The 19,947-nt window shown below is 65.4% G+C and carries 18 protein-coding genes; 11 read left to right on the top strand and 7 right to left on the bottom strand.

Going from position 1 to position 19,947, the window contains the following annotated elements; all coding sequences use genetic code 11:
* Nucleotides 1–40: 40 nt before the first annotated feature.
* Nucleotides 41–640: a C40 family peptidase gene (locus AC6LKD_RS23975; RefSeq protein WP_013393995.1), complete on the top strand. Its 600-nt coding sequence runs from the start codon at nt 41–43 to the stop codon at nt 638–640.
* A gap of 96 nt (nt 641–736) precedes the next feature.
* Here AC6LKD_RS23975 and AC6LKD_RS23970 read toward each other — a convergent pair whose 3' ends face one another.
* Nucleotides 737–1,507, bottom strand: coding sequence for an SDR family oxidoreductase (locus AC6LKD_RS23970; protein ID WP_013393996.1), 771 nt, complete (start codon nt 1,505–1,507; stop codon nt 737–739).
* Nucleotides 1,508–1,851: 344 nt separating this feature from the next.
* Between AC6LKD_RS23970 and AC6LKD_RS23965 the strand changes: the two genes are divergently transcribed.
* The 5 genes from AC6LKD_RS23965 (at nt 1,852) to AC6LKD_RS23945 (ending at nt 6,769) form a co-directional block, all read left to right on the top strand.
* Nucleotides 1,852–2,556, top strand: a complete 705-nt coding sequence (locus tag AC6LKD_RS23965) for a c-type cytochrome (RefSeq protein ID WP_498117684.1) — start codon at nt 1,852–1,854, stop codon at nt 2,554–2,556.
* Complete coding sequence (locus AC6LKD_RS23960; RefSeq protein WP_498117683.1) at nt 2,553–3,470, top strand: c-type cytochrome; 918 nt, start codon at nt 2,553–2,555, stop codon at nt 3,468–3,470. The genes AC6LKD_RS23965 and AC6LKD_RS23960 overlap by 4 nt, the downstream gene beginning before the upstream one ends.
* A 102-nt stretch (nt 3,471–3,572) precedes the next feature.
* Entirely contained in the window at nt 3,573–4,205 is a 633-nt protein-coding gene (gene gmk / locus AC6LKD_RS23955) for a guanylate kinase (RefSeq protein WP_013393999.1), read from the top strand.
* Nucleotides 4,206–4,249: 44 nt separating this feature from the next.
* Nucleotides 4,250–4,453 (top strand): DNA-directed RNA polymerase subunit omega, encoded by a 204-nt coding sequence (gene rpoZ, locus AC6LKD_RS23950; protein WP_006219679.1) that lies wholly within the window; start codon nt 4,250–4,252, stop codon nt 4,451–4,453.
* Nucleotides 4,454–4,474: 21 nt separating this feature from the next.
* Entirely contained in the window at nt 4,475–6,769 is a 2,295-nt protein-coding gene (locus tag AC6LKD_RS23945) for a RelA/SpoT family protein (protein ID WP_498117682.1), read from the top strand.
* Between the two features lie 47 nt (nt 6,770–6,816).
* Here AC6LKD_RS23945 and glnQ read toward each other — a convergent pair whose 3' ends face one another.
* The 3 genes from glnQ to glnH form a co-directional block, all read right to left on the bottom strand.
* Entirely contained in the window at nt 6,817–7,545 is a 729-nt protein-coding gene (gene glnQ / locus AC6LKD_RS23940) for a glutamine ABC transporter ATP-binding protein GlnQ (protein ID WP_013394001.1), read from the bottom strand.
* A complete protein-coding gene (glnP, locus tag AC6LKD_RS23935; protein WP_041653760.1) occupies nt 7,542–8,198 on the bottom strand; it encodes a glutamine ABC transporter permease GlnP in 657 nt (218 codons plus the stop codon). Before glnP ends, glnQ begins: the two co-directional genes overlap by 4 nt.
* A gap of 143 nt (nt 8,199–8,341) precedes the next feature.
* Entirely contained in the window at nt 8,342–9,094 is a 753-nt protein-coding gene (gene glnH, locus AC6LKD_RS23930; RefSeq protein ID WP_013394003.1) for a glutamine ABC transporter substrate-binding protein GlnH, read from the bottom strand.
* 167 nt (nt 9,095–9,261) lie between these two features.
* Between glnH and AC6LKD_RS23925 the strand changes: the two genes are divergently transcribed.
* A complete protein-coding gene (locus AC6LKD_RS23925; RefSeq protein ID WP_013394004.1) occupies nt 9,262–10,299 on the top strand; it encodes a C45 family autoproteolytic acyltransferase/hydrolase in 1,038 nt (345 codons plus the stop codon).
* 69 nt (nt 10,300–10,368) lie between these two features.
* On the opposite strand, the gene AC6LKD_RS23920 is transcribed toward AC6LKD_RS23925, so the two are convergent.
* The 3 genes from AC6LKD_RS23920 to nudC all read right to left on the bottom strand — a co-directional run bounded on the left by AC6LKD_RS23920 (nt 10,369) and on the right by nudC (nt 15,471).
* A complete protein-coding gene (locus AC6LKD_RS23920) occupies nt 10,369–13,992 on the bottom strand; it encodes a hydantoinase B/oxoprolinase family protein (RefSeq protein ID WP_498117681.1) in 3,624 nt (1,207 codons plus the stop codon).
* 60 nt (nt 13,993–14,052) lie between these two features.
* On the bottom strand, nt 14,053–14,562 hold the full coding sequence (locus AC6LKD_RS23915) for a winged helix DNA-binding protein (protein WP_013394006.1): 510 nt from the start codon (nt 14,560–14,562) through the stop codon (nt 14,053–14,055).
* A gap of 138 nt (nt 14,563–14,700) precedes the next feature.
* Nucleotides 14,701–15,471, bottom strand: a complete 771-nt coding sequence (gene nudC / locus AC6LKD_RS23910) for an NAD(+) diphosphatase (RefSeq protein WP_498117680.1) — start codon at nt 15,469–15,471, stop codon at nt 14,701–14,703.
* Between the two features lie 268 nt (nt 15,472–15,739).
* Between nudC and AC6LKD_RS23905 the strand changes: the two genes are divergently transcribed.
* The 4 genes from AC6LKD_RS23905 to AC6LKD_RS23890 all read left to right on the top strand — a co-directional run bounded on the left by AC6LKD_RS23905 (nt 15,740) and on the right by AC6LKD_RS23890 (nt 19,919).
* Nucleotides 15,740–16,714: a TRAP transporter substrate-binding protein gene (locus AC6LKD_RS23905; protein ID WP_498117678.1), complete on the top strand. Its 975-nt coding sequence runs from the start codon at nt 15,740–15,742 to the stop codon at nt 16,712–16,714.
* A 7-nt stretch (nt 16,715–16,721) separates the two neighbouring features.
* Nucleotides 16,722–17,222: a TRAP transporter small permease gene (locus AC6LKD_RS23900; protein ID WP_498117677.1), complete on the top strand. Its 501-nt coding sequence runs from the start codon at nt 16,722–16,724 to the stop codon at nt 17,220–17,222.
* The gene (locus AC6LKD_RS23895) at nt 17,215–18,516 is read left to right on the top strand and encodes a TRAP transporter large permease (RefSeq protein ID WP_498117675.1); all 1,302 of its coding nucleotides are present in this window, start codon (nt 17,215–17,217) and stop codon (nt 18,514–18,516) included. The genes AC6LKD_RS23900 and AC6LKD_RS23895 overlap by 8 nt, the downstream gene beginning before the upstream one ends.
* A 332-nt stretch (nt 18,517–18,848) precedes the next feature.
* Nucleotides 18,849–19,919: a porin gene (locus AC6LKD_RS23890; protein ID WP_498117673.1), complete on the top strand. Its 1,071-nt coding sequence runs from the start codon at nt 18,849–18,851 to the stop codon at nt 19,917–19,919.
* Nucleotides 19,920–19,947: the final 28 nt, after the last annotated feature.

The following is a 19,947-nucleotide window of genomic DNA, read 5'->3' as shown; positions in this document are numbered from 1 at the left end:
GCAAAGCCATGCCGCCCACTCCGATTCTTGAAGTGACGTAATGACGCCGCCCACGCGAAAAGCCCGAATTGCCCAACTGCGCATTCCCGTATTCCTGTCAGCGCCCATCATCGCCCTGACCCTCTCCTGGATCCCCGACGCCGCCCAGGCGTCCATCCGTCCCGAGCAGGCCCGCCCCTCGCTCACCGGCCTGCGCCTGGCGCAGGAGCCCACCGTCCCCACCCTGCGCGACCGCGTCGTGCAAGCCGGCCTGGAGGCCATCGGCACCCCCTATAGCTGGGGCGGCGACGATGCCGAAGGTTTCGATTGCAGCGGACTGGTCCTGTACGTCTTCCGCGAAATCGCCGGCCTGGAACTGCCCCGCACGGCCCGCGCCCAGCGCACCGCCGGCGAATCCGTCGCTGGCAAGCAGGAGCTGCGCCCTGGCGACCTGGTGTTCTTCGCCACGCGCGGCCGCGGCGTGACCTCGCACGTTGGCATCTACATCGGCCAGAACAAGTTTGTCCACGCCCCGCGCCGCGGCACCAAGGTGCGTGTGGATGAAATGAAGAATCCGTACTGGACCAAGCGCTACGTCGGCGCCCGGCGCTACCTGGATATGCAACCGGGCCAGATGCTGGCCCAGGCCTCCGCGCCCTGACGAAAAAAAAGCGCGCTTGCGGCGCGCCATAGGGGCGGCACCACAGCCTGCCGCGGCCAGTCCTCGATGGACGCGCCGCCGCAGGCTGAACGCGTTTCAGCCCCGGCCCACGAAGGGCATGTTGGTCGCCATGATGGTCATGAATTGCACATTGGCTTCCAGCGGCAGGCGCGCCATGGCGGCAACCGCCTGTGCCACGTGCGCCACGTCCATGCGCGGTTCCACCTTGGTGCTGCCATCGGCCTGCAGGATGCCTGCGGCCATGCGTTCGGTCATATCGGTGGCGGCGTTGCCGATGTCGATCTGGCCGCAAGCGATGTTGTAAGGCCGGCAATCCAGCGAAATCGACTTGGTCAGCCCGGTCACCGCATGCTTGGTGGCGGTGTAGGCGATGGAAAACGGACGCGGCGCGTGCGCCGAGATCGAACCGTTGTTGATGATGCGCCCGCCGCGAGGATTCTGCGCCTTCATCACGCGGATGGCGGCCTGCGCGCACAGGAACATGCCAGTCAGGTTGGTGTCGACCACCTCGCGCCAGACAGCGACGGGCAACTCCTCGATCGGCATCGCCGGCGCGCCGCGCCCGGCATTGTTGAACAGCACGTCCAGCCGGCCGTATTCGCGCTGCGCCGCGTCGAAGAGCTCGCGCACGGCCTGCTCGTCCGACACATCCGTGGGCACCACCAACGCCCGCACGCCATCCTCGCCCGCCGCAGTGCGAGTCGCTTCCAACGGTTCGCGGCGGCGGCCGGCCAGCACGACCCGATAACCTTGCGCCAGGAATTCCAGCGCCACCGCGCGGCCTATGCCGGTACCGGCGCCGGTGACCAGCGCCACGCGCGGGTGTTCGATCTCGTTCGCTTGCATCGGATTCTCCTTGTTATCGATCGGCGGAATGCTACCCGAATCGTTCTGGCGATGCTGCAAGCGAAGGTTCCAGCCGTGACACTTACGCAGCCGTCACACGCAAGCAAAAATTACGCGGCACGGCAGCTTGCCGGAAAGCGGGAGACGAGGCGATTTTCCGCAAGCGCCCGCACCTCGCGGTTGCCTGCGCACGCGGCTTTTCTTCAGACATATCCCACCGCGAAAACAAGCGCAGCGCATGCCACCGAACCGATAATCCCGTGTTGATCCGTCACAAGTTTTTATATAATTCCTAGAAATTAGCTTATTACCAAAAATCCAAAGACACCTATGGAGCAGCATCCATGATCCCAAGGTCCCTGACTGGCGCACTCGTCCTCGGCGCGCTCTACACCGCCTCGGCCGCAGCCCAGGGCGCGCCTGACGGCAAGCAGATCAGCACCCAGGGCGCGAATGGCGCGCCCGCCTGTATCACCTGCCACGGCGCCCGTGGCGAAGGCAATCCGGCCGCCGGTTTTCCGCAGCTGGCCGGCATGGGTAGCGCCTACCTGGAAGAACAGCTCGAAGCCATGGCCAACGGCTCGCGTATCAGCCCCGTCATGGCCGCCACCGCCAAGGCGCTGGACCCGGCGCAGCGCAAGGCCGTGTCGCAGTACTACGCTTCGCTGCCGTCCACGCTGGACACCGACAAGCTCGCCGCCACCGCCATGCATCCGGTCAAGCCGGCCGACACCGGCGCCTGGCTGGCCACCCGCGGCGCCTGGGATAAGAACGTGCCGGCCTGTAATCAGTGCCATGGACCGGGCGGCATCGGCGTCGGCGCGAACTTCCCTGCCCTGGCAGGCCAGCCCGCCGCCTACATCGCGGGCCAACTGCGCGCGTGGCAACAAGGCCAGCGCCCGCCGGGTCCGCTGGGCCTGATGCCTGCCGTGGCCACCCGCCTCTCCAGCGCCGAGATCGACGCCGTGTCCGCTTACTACGCAGGCCTGCCCAAGGCCGCCGACCAGCTTGCCGCGCAAGCCAACACCGCTGCGGGAGCCCAGCAATGACCGCCACCAGCCTGCGCCTGCTGTCCGCCGCCTGTCTGTTCGCATCCGCCGCCACTTTTGCGGCCGAACCCCGCCCGTCCTTCACGCCGCCGTCCGCCGCGTCCATCCCCGACAACGATTTCGGCAAAGCCGTACGCGAAGGCGAGCAGATCTTCCTGCATACGCCGCAGAAGGCCGGCAAGTTCGTCGGCAACGACCTGAACTGCGCCAGCTGTCACCTGGACGCCGGCCGCCGCGCAGATTCCGCCCCGATGTGGGCAGCCTATGTGCTGTACCCGGCGTATCGCGCCAAGAATGGCCACGTCAACACCTTGGCCGAACGCCTGCAAGGGTGTTTCCGCTTCAGCATGAACGGCAAGGCCCCAGCCGCCGACGATCCCACGCTGACCGCGCTGCAGACCTATATGTTCTGGCTGGCCAGCAAGGCGCCCACCGGCGTGGTGCTGGAAGGCCAGGGCTACCGCAAGTTGCCGCCGCCCGCCCAGAAAGCGGACTACGTGCGCGGCAGCGAGGTCTACGCGCAGTATTGCGCCGTCTGCCACGGCGCCGAGGGCGGAGGCCAGAAGAACGGCAAGCATTGGGTATTCCCCGCCCTGTGGGGCGCGGACTCGTTTAACTGGGGCGCGGGCATGCACCAGATCGGCAATGCCGCCGGCTTCATCAAGGCCAATATGCCGCTGGGGCAGGCCGGCATGCTGAGCGACCAGGAAGCCTGGGATGTCGCCTACTTCATGAACGCGCATGAACGCCCCCAGGATCCGCGCTACACCGAGTCGGTCGCCGCGACCCGGGCCAAGTACCACGACTCCGACGATTCGCTTTATGGCATCGAGGTCAACGGCCACCTGCTGGGCAGCGACTCCCCACCAGCCGGAGGCAAGCTGACCCAGGCCGCCGCCAAGGCTGGCGGCTGAATCCGGCAGGCGCAAATCACGCGGCAGGCTTGCGGGTTACCCCCTGCCCGGCCGCGTGATTTGTTATTCTTCGTGTCTCAGCATCACACGCCCGCCACATTCATGTCCGCCAATCCCGGAAACGTCTTCATGGTCGTCGCGCCCAGCGGCGCCGGCAAGTCCAGCCTGGTCAAGGCCTTGCTCCAGCAAGACCCCTCCATCCTGCTCTCCATTTCCTGCACCACCCGCGCGCCCCGCCCCGGCGAGGAAGACGGCCGTGAATACCGCTTCGTGTCCGCGGACGAGTTCAAGCTCCTGCGCGAAGGCAACAATCTGCTGGAATGGGCCGAAGTGCACGGCAATTTCTATGGCACGCCGCGAGACCGCATCGACGAAGCCACCCGCGCCGGCCGCGACGTGCTGCTGGAAATCGACTGGCAAGGCGCGCGCCAGGTGAAGCAGCGCTTTCCCGGCGCGATCGGCGTGTTCGTGCTGCCGCCGTCCATCGATGAACTCGAAAGCCGGCTCAAGGCGCGCGGCCAGGATGCGCCCCAGGTGATCGCGCGCCGCCTGATGGCCGCGGGCGGCGAAATCGCCCACGCGCCTGAATGCGAATATGTTATTATTAATCAAGAATTTAGCGTGGCCTTGTCGGAACTGACTCAAATAGTTAGCGCCGCGCGGCTGCGCTTTTCGTCTCAGGCCGCCCGCCACAGCCAGTTGTTCTCGCAACTTGGCATCCCGGCCGAGCACTGAGCCGAACGCATTCTCCCTATCCTCCATCAGCACCAGGTGTCCTAATGGCTCGCATTACCGTCGAAGACTGTCTGAATCAAATCCCCAATCGTTTCAAGCTCACGCTGGCCGCGACCTACCGCGCCCGCGAGTTGGCGCAAGGCCATGCCCCGCGCCTGGACAGCAAAGACAAGCCCACGGTCACTGCCCTGCGCGAAATCGCGGGCGGCCTCACCGGCGTGGAAATGCTGCGTAAAGTACCCACCTGATCGTTTCCGGGGGCGGCAAGCATGGCTTTTCCCGGGCTGAAGTACGCTTCATCAGGTCTGCTTGCCGCACTGCGTGCCGGCTCCCGTCTCGGGCGCCGCACGGGCAAGAAAGACAAGACTCCCCCCACGCCACCGTCCGTCGCCGCGCAAGAAGCGGCGGACGCGACCGCCTCGCCGGTCGCCTCGCTGGCGCCGCTGACCGAAATCATCGGCAGCTATCTCGACAAGAAAGACGTAGAGCGCGTACGCGAAGCCTATCGCTTCGCGGACCAGGCGCACCTGGGCCAGTTCCGCGCCAGCGGCTCGCCCTACATCTCTCATCCCATCGCCGTCACGGAAATCTGCGCAGGCTGGAAGCTCGACGTCAACGCGTTGTCCGCCGCCCTGCTGCACGACGTGATGGAAGACCAGGGCATCGCCAAGCACGAGCTTGCCGAGAAATTCGGTCCTGAAGTCGCCGAACTGGTCGACGGCCTGTCCAAGCTGGACCGCCTGGACTTCGCCACCAAGGCCGAACAACAGGCCGAGAGCTTCCGCAAGATGCTGCTGGCGATGGCGCGCGACGTGCGCGTCATCCTCATCAAGCTGGCCGACCGCCTGCACAATATGCGCACGCTGGACGCCGTCAATCCGGAAAAGCGCCGCCGCATCGCGCGCGAAACCCTGGACATCTACGCGCCCATCGCGCACCGCCTGGGCCTGAACCTGCTGTTCCGCGAACTGCAGGATTTGTGCTTCGCGGCCATGTATCCGAACCGCTACCAGGTGCTGTACAAGGCCGTGCTGGCCGCCCGCGGCAACCGCCGCGAAGTCATCACCAAGATCGCCGATTCGGTGCGCGCCTCGCTGCCCGCCGCCGGCATCGAGGCCGAAGTCACCGGCCGCGAAAAAACGCTGTACGGCATCTACCGCAAGATGGTCGACCAGAAGAAGTCGTTTTCCGACGTCCTGGACATCTACGGCTTTCGCGTCATCGTGCACACCCTGCCCGAGTGCTACCTGGCCCTGGGCACGCTGCATCAGCTCTACCGGCCCGTGCCCGGCAAGTTCAAGGACTACATCGCCATTCCCAAGGTGAACGGCTACCAGTCCTTGCATACGACTCTGGTCGGCCCCTACGGCACGCCCGTGGAGTTCCAGTTCCGCACGCGCGACATGCATCACGTTGCCGAAGAAGGCGTGGCCTCGCACTGGCTCTACAAGGGCGCCGACCTGACGCTCAACGACCTGCAGAAACGCACCCACCAGTGGCTGCAATCGCTCCTGGACATCCAGAGCCAGACCGGGGACTCCGGGGGATTCCTGGAGCACGTCAAGGTCGACCTGTTCCCCGACGCGGTCTACGTGTTCACCCCGCGCGGCAAGATCATCTCGCTGCCCCGCGGCGCCACGCCAGTGGACTTCGCCTACGCGATCCACACCGACATCGGCAACCAGGCGGTGGCCGCCAAGGTCAATGGCGAATTCGTGCCCCTGCGCACCGAGATGAACAGCGGCGACACCGTGGAAATCGTCACCTCGCCGGCCTCGCGTCCAAACGCGCAATGGCTCAACTACGTCCGTACCGGACGGGCGCGCTCCGAAATCCGCCACTACCTGCGCACGGTCAAGTACGAAGAGTCCGTGGCCTTTGGTGAACGCCTGCTGGGCCAGGCGCTGCAAGAACTGCACATGCCCCTGCCCGCCACCGACGACCCGGCCTGGCAGAAGCTGGCGCGCAGCACCGGCGCCAGCTCGCGCGAGGAAATCCTGGCCGACATCGGCCTGGGCAAGCGCCTGGCTGCCGTGGTGGCGCGCCGTTTCGCGCCCGAGCATCAACTGGTGGCGACCACGGCCGCGGCGGTGGACGAGCTTACCTCGGCGCGCAGCGCCCCCATCCTGATCCAGGGCAATGAAGGCCAGGCCGTGCAATTGGCGCCTTGCTGCGGCCCCCTGCCCGGCGACCCCATCATCGCCGGCATGCGCATGGGACATGGACTGGTGGTGCATACCGCCGACTGCCCGGTGGCGATGCGCCAGCGCCTGCGCGAGCCGGAACGCTGGATCAATGTCGCCTGGGACGCCCACACCGCCAAGCACCTGGCCACGCGGCTGGACATCGTCACGCGCAACGAGCGCGGCGTGCTGGGACGGCTGGCCGCGGAAGTCACGGCGGCCGACGCCAACATCGTGCACGTCACCATGCACGACGACGCAGTCGCCACGGTGTCGCTGCATCTGACCATCCAGGTCGACAGCCGCAAGCACCTGGCGCAGGTCATCCGCGCCATCCGCCATGTGCCGCAGGTGCAGAAGATCGTGCGCGTGAAGGGCTGAGGTGCAAAGCCGATGTGCAGGGCTGAACCCAGCCCTGCACGCCGCAATCAGGTCACGTGCTGCAGGAAATCCTTGAGCCGCTGGCTGGGCGGATTGCTCAGCAATTCGCCCGGTGGCCCGTCATGGGCGATCTTGCCGGCATCAATGAAGATCAAGCGGCTGCCCACCTTGCGCGCGAACTCCATCTCATGCGTGACCACCACCATGGTCATGCCCTCCTCGGCCAGGTCGCGCATGACTTTGAGGACTTCGTGGCGCAGCTCCGGATCCAGCGCCGACGTGGGCTCGTCGAACAGCATCAGCTTGGGCTTGATGGCGAGCGCCCGCGCAATCGCCACGCGCTGCTGCTGGCCGCCGGACAGCTCCGACGGATAGTGGTTCATGCGCTCGGCCAGGCCAACCTTGGCCAGCAGGCTCTCGGCCAGTTCGCGCGCCTCGGCGCGGCTCTGGCCGCGCGTATGCACCGGGCCGAACATGACGTTTTCCAGCGCGGTCATCTGCGGGAACAGGTTGAACTGCTGGAACACCATGCCCGCTTCACGGCGGATCTCGCGCACTTGCGCCGCTCCGCCGTTCACGCTCAGGCCATCGACCAGCAGATCGCCGCCATTGATGGTTTCAAGCACGTTGATGCAACGCAGGAAGGTGGACTTGCCGGAACCCGACGGCCCGACCACCACCACGACCTCGCCCGCGTCGATGTTCAGCGAAATCCCGTTGAGCACCATGGACTCGCCGAAGTTCTTGGTGACGTTGTGAAATTCGACCATGCTCATAGTATGCGCATCCTTCTTTCAACCAGATGCAGGGCCAGCGCCATGAGACCGGTCAGGATCAGGTAAACGATCGCCACCGCCGACCAGATCTCGACCGCGCGGAAGTTGCTGGCCATGATTTCCTGGCCCTGCCGGGTCAGCTCGGCCACGCCGATCACGATGAAGAGCGAAGAATCCTTGAGGCTGATGATGCACTGGTTGCCCAGCGGCGGAATCATGCGGCGAAACGCCACCGGCCCGATGATGTGCAACAGGATCTTGTGGAACGGCAGCCCCATGGCTTGACCCGCTTCCTTCAGGCCCTTGTGCACGGATAGCAGCGCGCCGCGCACGATTTCAGAGATATAGGCCCCGGAATTGATGATGAGCGTGACAATCGCCGCCCATTCCGCGTCCACCCGGATGTTCGCCAGCAAGGGCAAGGCGAAATAGATGAACATCACCTGCACCACGATGGGCGTGCCGCGGATGACCGCGACGTAGACCTGCGCGATGGCCGACAGCACGGGATGCCCATAGGCCCGCGTCACGCCTGACAGCGCGCCCAGCAAGAAGCCGCCAAACAAGCCCCAGAACGTGATCTTGATGGTCATGAGCGTACCCTCGAGCAGATTGGGTAGCGCGTCCCTGATTACAGTCCAGTCAAACTCCACGATATTCCCCCTATGGCGCGGCGCCGCGGCATGGCACGGCGAGAGCGGCGCGGGACCGCCCGCCGGACTGCGGCGCAGCGGCCGGCATCAGCCGGCGCTGGCCGCTGCCGAGCGGTCCCGGAACGCAAAGCGAACCCGTATGCTCAGGGCTTCTTGCCGAACCACTTGGTGTAGATGGCGTCGTACTGGCCGTTGGCCTTCAGCGTGGCCAGGGCCTTGTTCACCTGCGGCACCAGATCGCTGCCCTTGGGGAAGGCTATGCCGTAGAAGTCGCCGCTCTTGACCGAACCCACCACCTTCACGCGGCCCTTGCCCGCCGTATTGGCGTAGTACTGGACATTGGGCGTGTCGTGCACCGCCGCGTCCACCCGGCCCGTGGCCAGTTCCAGATAGGCGTTGTCGATGTTCGGGAACAGCTTGAGCTTGGCGTCCGGCACCTGGGCCTTCAGGAAGTCCACGGTGGCGGTGCCGGTCTTGACCGCGACGGTCTTGCCGGCCAGGGACTTGGCGTCCTTGATGTCGGTGTTCTTTTCGCCGACCAGGATGGCCAGGCCGCTTTCGTAATAAGGATCGGAGAAGTCGATGACCTTCTTGCGGTCGTCGCGGATCGTGATGCCGGCCAGCGCCGCGTCGATGTTCTTGGTCTGCAGGCCCGGGATGATGCCGGCGAAGTCCATGGGCTGCAGCTTGTACTTGAGGTTGAGTTCCTTGGCGATGGCCGCCCAGAGATCCACGTCGAAGCCCACATAGGTATTACCCTGCTTGAACTCGAACGGCACGAAAGCGGTATCGGTGGCCACCACCAATTCCTTGCCTTGGGCCTGCGCGCCGGAGGCGGCGCCGAACATGGCCACGGACAGGCCGACCAGCGCGGCGGCGACTTTGCGTTTGATCATGAAACTCTCCTCTTGGGGACCAGTCGGCACCCCGGGGTTGTTGTAGGGGCATGATTCCTAGGCCGCACCGGGGTCTCCGGCACAGCTTACCGCCGATCTTAACGCATACGTCCCCACCCGGCAGCGGCCGGAAAATTTACAATCCGCATGACACCCGGAGGATTCCCATGGCCTACAAATATGTGCGCATTGCCGGCAACCGGCGTCAAACCGGCCTGGCGCTGGGCAAGCTGGCGCGCCCCCTGATGGCAACCTACCTGGAGCAAAGCCGCAGCTGGGATGCGCTGCGACCGTGGCGCGGCCACGCCTTCCTGGACGAGTTGGCACGGCAGGCGCAAACGGCGCTGCCGGCAGTCTGGGAAGAGCTGGAAGGCATGGCGGAAGGCCTGCGCATGCCGATCGAGGACGTGCTGCTGTGGAACTGCCGCGGCGACCTGCTGCACAGCACCACCGACGGCTGCACGTCGGTCGCGCTACGGGCGGCGGACGGCACGCGCTGGATCGGCCACAACGAGGACGGCGATCCCTACCTGCATGGGCGTTGCCATCTGGTCGACGTGGCGCTGGACGACGCGCCCGGCTACGTCAGCTTCTATTACCCCGGTTCCCTGCCCGGTCACACCTTCGGCGCCAACCGTGCCGGGCTGGTCCAGACCATCAATAACCTGCGCATCCGGCAACGACATCCGGGCGTGCCGCGCATGCTGATGGCGCGCGCGCTGCTGGATTGCGCCACGCTGGACGAGGCCGTCGGGCTGCTGCGCGAACTGCCGCATTCCGGCGGCTTCCATCACACGCTGGGTGCGGCCGGCGACCCGCGCCTGCTCAGCGCCGAAGTCGCGCCGGGCTCGGTCTCCATCCTGGAGATCGGCACGCGCTACGGCCATGCCAACCACATCGTGCATGCGGACATGGGCGGCGTGGCCCAGCTCGTCACGGACTCGTCGCGGGCGCGGCAGAACCGCATCGAAGGGATCGTGGACGGCTGGTCCGGCAGCACCGGCCGCGACGATGTGATCGCCGCCTTGCACGACACCGAGGGAAAGCTGCCGATATTGCGCACCGCGGCGGACGATCCCGATGACGAGAACACCTTGGCGACCGCGCTGTTCGAGATCGGAGAAAGCGAAGTGACCTTGCGGGTTTACGACCGCAAGGCGAAGGCGGACATTGCGCTGGACGTGATGTCGGACACTGAATCGTAGTCATCCGCCACGCCCGAAAAACAACGGCCGCGTCATTGCTGACGCGGCCGTTGCTTCATCCGCTACGGGTCAAGCCTGGCCGTAGCCCCCGCCTCCGGGGGTTTCAACGACGAAGATGTCACCCGAACACAGCTGCGCGCTGTCTTGCGGCCCCAGTTCCTGCACCGAACCATCGGCGCGCTCGACCGAGTTGCGGCCCATGGCGCCGGGCTGCCCGCCTGCCAGGCCGAACGGCGCGTACAGTCGGTTGTTCGACAGGATCGCCGCCGTCATGTCTTCCAGGAAGCGGATGCGGCGCACGCCGCCGTCGCCGCCCGGATAGCGGCCGGCGCCACCCGAACCCTTGCGGATTTCGTAGGACTCCAAGCGCACCGGAAAGCGGAACTCCAGCACTTCGGGATCCGTCAGGCGCGAATTGGTCATGTGCGCCTGCACCAGCGAAGTCCCTGCGAAACCTTCATCGTGGGGACCCGCCGCATCGATGCGCACCGGACCCGCGCCCGTACCGCCCGAGATGGTCTCGTAGTACTGATGGCGCGCATTGCCGAACGTGAAGTTGTTCATCGTGCCCTGGCTCGCGGCCAGCACGCCCAGCGCGCCGTACAGCGCGTTGACGATGCACATGGAGGTTTCCACGTTGCCCGCCACCACCGAGGCCGGCGGATTCGGGCGCAGCATCGAGCCTTCCGGCAGGATGATGGACAGCGGCACCAGGCAGCCGTCGTTCAGCGGAATGTCGTCATTGACCAGCGTGCGGAACACGTACAGCACCGCCGCCACGGCGATGGCGCCGGGTGCGTTGAAGTTGTTGTCCAGCTGGTTGGACGTGCCGGTGAAATCCACCACGGCGCTGCGCGCCTGGGTGTCGACCTTCACGGCCACGCGGATCATCGCGCCGTTGTCCAGCGGATACTCGTAGCTGCCGTCCTTCAGCACCGAGATCACGCGGCGCACCGCTTCCTCGGCGTTGTCCTGCACATGCCCCATGTAGGCGCGGACCACCTCCAGGCCGAAGTGGTCGCACATGCGCAGCAGCTCCTGCACGCCCTTTTCGTTGGCGGCGATCTGCGCGTGCATGTCGGCGATGTTCTGGTCCGGATTGCGCGCGGGCCAGCGGCCCGAGCCCAGGATGCCGCGCGCGGCGGCTTCGCGGAACTCGCCATTCTTCACCAGCTGGAAGTTGGTGAAGAGCACGCCCTCGTCTTCCACTGTCTTGGAATCGGGCGGCATGGAGCCCGGCGTGGTGCCGCCGATGTCGGCATGGTGGCCGCGCGAACCCACGTAGAACAGGATCTCGCGTCCGTCGCGGTCGAACACCGGGGTGATGACCGTGACGTCGGGCAAGTGCGTGCCGCCATGGTACGGATCGTTCACCACATAGGCGTCGCCAGGCTGCATGTTGCCGGCATTGGCGTGCATGACTGTGCGCACGGATTCGCCCATGGAACCCAGGTGCACCGGCATGTGCGGCGCGTTGGCGATCAAACGGGCCTGCGCATCGAAAATCGCGCAGGAGAAGTCCAGCCGTTCCTTGATGTTGACCGAATAGGCCGTGTTCTGCAGGCGGTAACCCATCTGCTCGGCGATCGACATGAAGAGGTTGTTGAAGACCTCCAGCATCACCGGATCGGCCTGTGTGCCGATGGCGCGGCGTTCCGGACGAGCTTCGACGCGGCGGATCACGAAGTGATCCTGCGCCGTCAGTTCAGCCTGCCAGCCGGCTTCGACCACCGTGGTCTGGTTGGGCTCGGAAATGATGGCAGGTCCCGCCACCACGTCGCCGCCCGCCATGTCCTCGCGCACATACAAGGGCGTGTCGCGCCAGGCGCCGCCGCTGTACATGCTGACGACGCGGCTGGGAGCCAGGGCGCCATCGCGCAGCCGCGCGGTGGTCGCTTCGCTGACGCGTTCGCCGCCGCCCGTGGCTTCGACGGAGATGGTTTCCACCACCAGCTCGCGGTTGGGCATCAGGAAGGAATAGCGCAGGCGGTAGGCCGCCTCGAAATCCTTGCGCGCCTGGTTCAGGTCCGTGTAGGCCACTTCCAGCGAGGTGTCCGTGCCGCGGTACTTCAGGTGCAGGCGGCGCTGCACGCTGATATCGCTTTCGGCCACATGCTGGCGGCGCAATTCGCCCACGGCCTGGCCGGCCAGCTCGTCCAGCTCGCCCTGGAGCGCCTGCATCAGGTCCGCGTCCAGCACCTTCTCGACCGTCTTCTGGCGCATGTCGGTCTGGTCAGCCAGGCCCATGCCATAGGCCGACAGCACGCCGCCCAGCGGATGCGCGAACACCGTCGTCATGCCCAGCGCGTCGGCGACCAGGCAGGCGTGCTGGCCGCCCGCGCCGCCGAACACGGTCAGCGCGTATTCGGTCACGTCGTGGCCGCGCTGCACCGAAATGCGCTTGATGGCCTCGGCCATATTGCCCACCGCGATTTCCAGGAAGCCCTCGGCGAGCTGTTCCGGACTCATCTCGCGGCCGGTGGCGGCACGCACTTCGTCGGACATGGCCGTAAAGCGCGCCACGACCGCGTCGCGGTCCAGCGGCTCATTGGCCTCGGGGCCGAAGACCTTGGGGAAGAAATCGGGTTGGATCTTGCCCAGCAGGACGTTGCAGTCCGTCACCGCCAGCGGGCCGCCGCGGCGATAGCACGCGGGGCCAGGATTGGCGCCGGCCGAATCCGGACCCACGCGCAGCCGCGCGCCGTCGAAATGCAGGATCGAACCGCCGCCCGCCGCCACCGTGTGGATGCTCATCATGGGCGCGCGCATGCGCACGCCGGCCACCTGGGTCTCGAACTCGCGTTCGAATTCGCCGGCATAGTGAGACACGTCGGTGGAGGTGCCGCCCATGTCGAAGCCGATGACCTTCGGAAAGCCCGCGATCTCGCTGGTGCGCACCATGCCGACGATGCCGCCGGCAGGCCCCGACAGGATGGCGTCCTTGCCCCGGAAACGGTGCGCGTCGGTCAGGCCGCCGCTCGATTGCATGAACATCAGGCGGATGCCCGGCAGTTCGCCAGCCACCTGGTCCACATAGCGCATCAGGATCGGCGACAGATAGGCATCCACCACCGTGGTATCGCCGCGCGACACGAACTTGATCAGCGGACTGACCTCGTGCGAGGCCGACACCTGCGGGAAGCCCACTTCGCGCGCGATGCGGGCAGCGATGCGCTCGTGTTCCGGCGCATGCCAGGCATGCATGAAGACGATGGCGACCGCGCGGATGCCGCTGTCGTAGGCCGCCTGCATAGCCGCGCGCAGCGCTTCCTGGTCCAGTTCGCGGATCACCTCGCCGTCGGCGGCCACGCGCTCGTCCGCTTCCACCACGGATTCGTACAGCATCTCGGGCAGAACGACGTTACGGTCGAACAGGCGCGGACGGTTCTGGTAGGCAATGCGCAGGCCGTCGCGGAAACCCTTGGTCGTCACCAGCAAGGTGCGCTCGCCCTTGCGTTCCAGCAAGGCGTTGGTGGCCACCGTGGTGCCCATCTTCACGCACTCGACCTGATCGGCGGGTACGGGCTGGCCGGGCGCGATGCCCAGCAGCTTGCGGATGCCGGCCACGGCCGCGTCGCGGTACTGCTCCGGGTTTTCCGAGAGCATCTTGGCCGTGGTGGTCGTGCCATCGGGACGCCGCGCCACGATGTCGGTAAAGGTACCCCCACGGTCAATCCAGAATTGCCACTTCATAGCTGTCCTTGCAAACAAAGAGTCGCCGCGGCGCATGCGGCCGCGCGCGGGTAAATGGAATCAGAGAGAGGTCGCCGCGCGGGCGGCCTGGTCGTACAGGCCGGACAGCGCGCGCAAGGTGTGCGCCAATTGGCGGCTGTAGTCCAGCCCGCCCCCGCCCGGCGCGTCCAGGCCGGCGGTCAGGCATTGTTCGCGGATCTCGGCGTAGCGCTTGAGGATGGCCGCGCCGTCCGGGGTCACGCTGTAGAAGACTTCCTTGCTGTTGCGCTCGCCTTTGACCACGCCCAGGCGGTCCAGCTTCTTGAGCGCATAGCTGACGATGTGCGTGTCCTCGACGTTCAGCGTGAAGCAGATGTCGGCCAGCTTCTTGGGCCGTTCACGGTGATAGACATGATGAAAGACCATTACGTCGGTGGGCGTCAGGTCGGGCAGCCCGGCCGCCGCCATGCAGCGCACGGTCCAGCGGTCGAAGGCGTGGCTGGCGATCATCAGGCCGAATTCCACCTCGGAGAGGTCGGGCGCGCTGCCGCCGGCCAGATGGGCCGACGATGCAATCAAAGCGGGTGTCATGGGAGACGCAAGCCGAGTTTATATGAACGAAATACTAATAATTTATCTATATTTCATCAATAAAAAATACGAACGAAGCGCCAGAAACCCCCTCTTTCGAGGGAATACCCCTAGAAAACTCCAAACCAGAAAGGCGGTTTAAGGCGCCGACCAGCCCATGGGCAGATTGGCCCGGATCAGCCCGCCGGCGATGGAAATCCGCGGCGCGATCTCGGGCATGGGATCGCCCGGGCCGAACCAGCGCGCATCGGCGATCTCCTCTTCCTGGACACGTATATCCCCCGACACGTAGTCCGCCGTGAACGCAACCATGAGCGAATGCGGAAACGGCCAGGATTGGCTGCCGAAGTACTGAAGATTGCCCACCTTCAGGCCCACCTCCTCGTAGACCTCGCGATGGATGGTCTGCTCGATGCTTTCGCCAGGCTCGACGAAGCCGGCCAGCGCGGTGTAGCGCGAGGTGGCCGTGGTGGTGTGGCGCGCCAGCAGGATGCTGTCGCCCTTGCGAATCAGCACCATCATGGCCGGCGAGATGCGCGGATAGGCCGAAAAGCCGCAGGACGGGCAGCGCAGGCAGAACTCAGTGGGTACGCGTTCCGCCGGCGTGCCGCAGACGCCACAGAACCGGTGCGTGCGCGCCCATTCGGCGATCTGGTAGGCGCGGCCGGCCAGCGCCATGCGCTCGTCGTCCAGCACCCCGAAAAGCGAGCGCAGCTTCCTGAAGGCATAGCCCTGCGGCGGCTCCACGCCCGGCTCCACGTGCACGGTGCGGTACGGCGAACCGGGCAATGTCCAGATCGGCTGCAAGGCCGCAGCCGCCACGCCTATCCGTACGCACACGGCGGTGTCCGGCAATACGGCGGACGTCTCTTCAACCAGCAATTCATCACGACGGAAAACGAAGTTCACACGCGCCTCTGCACCATGCATTTGATACGCAATGTTAGAAGAAAAACCGCTGCCGCATTGCGTTTGCGCAAAGATTGAACCCTCAATGATCGGCGCTGCGCGCGGCTGTTAGGAATAACCCGTAAAGACGCGATTTCACGCGCCCTGCCGCCGCATAGCAACATAGAATGGCACGGCTTTTCAGCTGCGCGTCATCGGCGCAGCGCACTCTTTCGCAATGCCTTTCGGGCACAACCCGGCTTCACCATTCGCAAAGAAGGACCCACCCATGCACAAGAAAATTTCCCTGCTCGCCGGCAGCATCGTTCTGGCGTTCAGCGCAGGCGCACAGGCGCAAACCAAATGGGATCTGCCCACGGCCTATCCGGCCAGCAACTTCCACGTAGAGAACCTGACCACCTTCGTCAAGGACGTGGACACGCTGTCGGAAGGCAAGCTGAAGATCACGCTGCACAACAACGCCTCGCTGTACAAGGCGCCCGAGATCAAGCGCGCGGTGCAAGGCAATCAGGCGCAGATCGGCGAGATCCTGCTGACCAACTTTGCGAACGAAGATCCGATCTACGAACTGGACGGCCTGCCCTTCCTGGCCACCGGCTATGACGCTTCGTTCAAGCTCTACCAGGCGCAGAAACCCTTCCTCGAGAAGAAGCTCAACGCGCACGGCATGACCCTGCTGTACGCAGTGGCCTGGCCGCCCCAGGGCATCTTCGCCAACAAGGACATCAAGCAGATCAGCGACATGAAGGGCCTGAAGTGGCGCGCCTACAGCCCGGTGACGGCCAAGATCGCCGAACTGGTCGGCGCGCAGCCCGTCACGGTGCAGCAGGCTGAACTGGCCCAGGCCATGGCCACCGGCGTGATCGATTCCTACATGTCCTCGGCATCGACGGGCTACGACACCAAGACCTACGAGTACATCAAGAAGTTCTACGACACCCAGGCCTGGCTGCCGAAGAACGCCATCATCGTCAACAAGAAGGCGTTCGACGCGCTCGACCCGGCGACCCAGGCCGCCCTGAAGAAGGCCGGCGCGCAGGCTGAAGAGCGCGGCTGGAAGCTGTCGCAGGAAAAGAACAAGTGGTACCAGGAAGAGCTGGCCAAGAACGGCATGGAAACCATCAAGCCCACGGTCGAGCTGAAGGAAGGCCTGTCGGTGATCGGCAAGCGCATGCTGGACGACTGGCTGAAGAAAGCCGGCGCTGACGGCCAGGCCATGATCGACGCCTACAAGAAGCAGTGATATCTCCATGCGCCGCTTTCTAGATGGTCTTTACGGCGCGGCCGGCCTGCTGGCCGGCCTGTGCACGATAGGCGTCCTGGGGTCGGTGCTGGCCGCGATCATCGCGCGCCAGCTCCACTGGAACATACCCGGCACGGACGCCTATGCCGGGTATTTCATGGCCGCCGCCGGTTTCCTCGCGTTAGCCAGCACGTTCAAGCACGGCGAGCACATCCGCGTGACGCTGCTGCTCAATTCGCTCAAACCCGCTGCGAGCCGCAGGCTGGACATCTTTGCCTTGGCGGCCGGCTCCCTGCTGGCAGCCGCCTTCGCGTTCTTCAGCATCAAGCTGACCTACGACTCCTGGCAATTCAACGACATTTCCACGTCCAACGACGCCACGCCGCTCTGGATACCCCAGCTCAGCATGGCCGTGGGCACGGTGCTGTTCCTGGTCGCCCTGCTCGACGAGCTGATCCGACGCTCACGCGGCCTGGCCGCCGCCACTTCGCAGCAAACCCATGAATGAACTTCTCGTCATAACCCTATTGGTCGTCTCGATCTTCGCGCTGCTGGGCTGCGGGGTCTGGGTCGGCCTGACCCTGGCGGGAACCGCCTGGATCGGCATGGAGATCTTCTCCAGCCGGCCGGCCGGCGACGCCATGGCCGTCACCATCTGGGGCGCGTCTTCCAGCTGGACGCTGACCGCCCTGCCGCTGTTCCTGTGGATGGGCGAAATCCTGTTCCGCACGCGGCTGTCCGAAGACCTGTTCAAGGGGCTCGCCCCCTGGCTCAACCGCCTTCCCGGCCGACTGCTGCACACCAACGTGATCGGCTGCGCCATCTTTGCGGCGGTCTCGGGTTCGTCCGCGGCGACCTGCGCCACGGTCGGCAAGATGACCATCCCCGAACTCACGCGCCGCGGCTATCCCGAGGACAAGATCCTCGGCACGTTGTCCGGGGCCGGCACGCTGGGCCTGCTGATACCGCCTTCCATCATCATGATCGTGTACGGGGTGGCCGCGGACGTGTCCATCGCCAAGCTGTTCATTGCAGGTATCCTGCCCGGCCTGATGCTGGCGCTGCTGTTCATGGGCTACATCGCCTGGTGGGCGATCCGCAACCCCGGCCAGGTGCCCGCGGCGGATCCCGGCCTGTCGCTGATGCAGAAGCTGTCGCGCTCGCGCCATCTGATTCCGGTGATGCTGCTGATTGGCGCCGTGCTCGGCTCCATCTATACCGGCATCGCGACCGCCACGGAAGCCGCCGCGGTCGGCGTGGTGGGGGCCCTGTTCCTCTCCGCGCTGCAGGGCTCGCTCACCCGCAGCACCTTCATGCAGTCGCTGCTGGGCGCGACGCGGCTGTACTGCATGATTGCGCTGATCCTCGCCGGCGCGCAGTTCCTGACGTTGGCCATGGGCTACATCGGCCTGCCCCGCGCGCTGGCCGAATGGATCGGCGGCCTGGGCCTGTCCCAGTTCTGGCTGATCATGGCGCTGATGGTGTTCTTCGTCGTCCTGGGCTGCTTCCTGGATGGCATTTCCATCGTCGTGCTGACCATGGGCGTGCTGCTGCCCACCGTGCAGGCCGCCGGCATCGACCTGATCTGGTTCGGCATCTTCATCGTATTCGTTGTGGAAATGGCACAGATCACGCCGCCGGTGGGGTTCAACCTGTTCGTACTGTCCGGCATGAGCGGCAGGGAATTGCCCTATATCGCGCGCGCCTCGCTGCCCATGTTCTTCCTCATGATCCTGGCGGTGCTGCTGCTCTATGCCGTGCCTGGCATAGCGACGTGGCTGCCGCTGCACATGACGCTGTAGCCTGGCGCCAACATGAAACCCCGTTCCTGCAACGGGGTTTTTTTTCACCCCTGCCTGCGCACTCTGCCCGCCCCCTGTTTTGCGTTCCTGTAAACCAGGGAAAACTCCAAAAAACTACAGGTGTTGTTTGCTCCTCAACTTTTCTAGAATTCCCAGGCGCTGATACGTTGCAACATTACGGCGTATATGTGCATATGCGGCCATCGCCCGGACCCGCGCTTACCCAAAGTGTCGGAGCGACGGCCCAGCGCCTGACGATCCGCCAGGCGCAACCAGCCGGGCCAAAAGCCCGGCGCCATTAAAAATAGCGCTACCCAGGAGGAGCCCCCCGCATGAAACGCATCACTCTATCCCTCGCCCTTGCAGGCCTGGGCCTGGCCGCCGGCACGGCCCAAGCCGAAACCAGCGTCACCCTCTACGGCATCGCCGACGTCAGCATCCGCTACCTGAGCACCAGCGCCGGCAGCGTCGGCGCGGACGGCAGCCGCGTATCGATGGAAAACGGCGCCATCTCCAACAGCCGCTGGGGCCTGCGCGGCTCCGAAGACCTGGGCAACGGCAACCGCGCCTTCTTCCGCCTGGAAAACGGCTTCAACATGCAGAACGGCCGCGGCTCGGATCCCAGCAAGACCTTCAGCCGCCTGGCCTATATCGGCCTGGACGGCGGCAGCATCGGCGCGCTGACCCTGGGTCTGCAGAACACCCCGATGTTCGACCTGCTGGCCGACTACTTCGACCCGCTGACCGTCGGCAACTACGACCAGAACGCCTGGCTGCCCGCCGCCATGTCGCGCGTGCGCACCAACAACATGACCAAGTACTCCAACACCATTGGAGACCTGGCGTTCGTGCTGTCCTGGGCCAACGGCGACGACTACAACGACCACAAGGCCGGCCAGCAGTACGGCGCCAGCCTGCGCTACACCGTGGGCAACCTGGGCCTGGGCGCGGGCTACCAGCAGACCTACGACGGCACGGATTCCGATCTGCGCCAGCGCGTCTGGAACCTGAACGCTTCCTATCAGTTCGAAGGCGCCAAGGTGTTCGCCGGCTACTACAACGGCCGCGACGAAACCGGCTGGGTCAACGCCGTCATGGGCGGCGCCCAGGCTCCTGGCCTGGACCGCAAGGACAACGGCTACTTCGCCGGCGTCACCTGGCAGGCCACGCCGCGCTGGGCCATCACCGGCGCCGCCTACTACGACCAGAGCAAGAACGTGGTCGAAGACGGCGACAAGGGCAAACGCTACGCGCTGGTCGCCGTGGCCGAGTACTCGCTGTCCAAGCGCTCGCAGGTCTACGGCACCGTGGACTGGAACAAGGTCAGCGATGCCGCCAGCGGCGAAATCACCGGCAAGAGCAACCAGCTCGGCGCCGCAGTGGGCTTCCGCCACATCTTCTGATGATTGCCCGCGCCGGACGCCTTGCGCG

Source organism: Achromobacter sp. D7-1, from assembly GCF_059760445.1.
The sequence above is the reverse complement of the archived record's forward strand: the minus strand, read 5'-3'. Positions and strand labels throughout refer to the sequence as shown.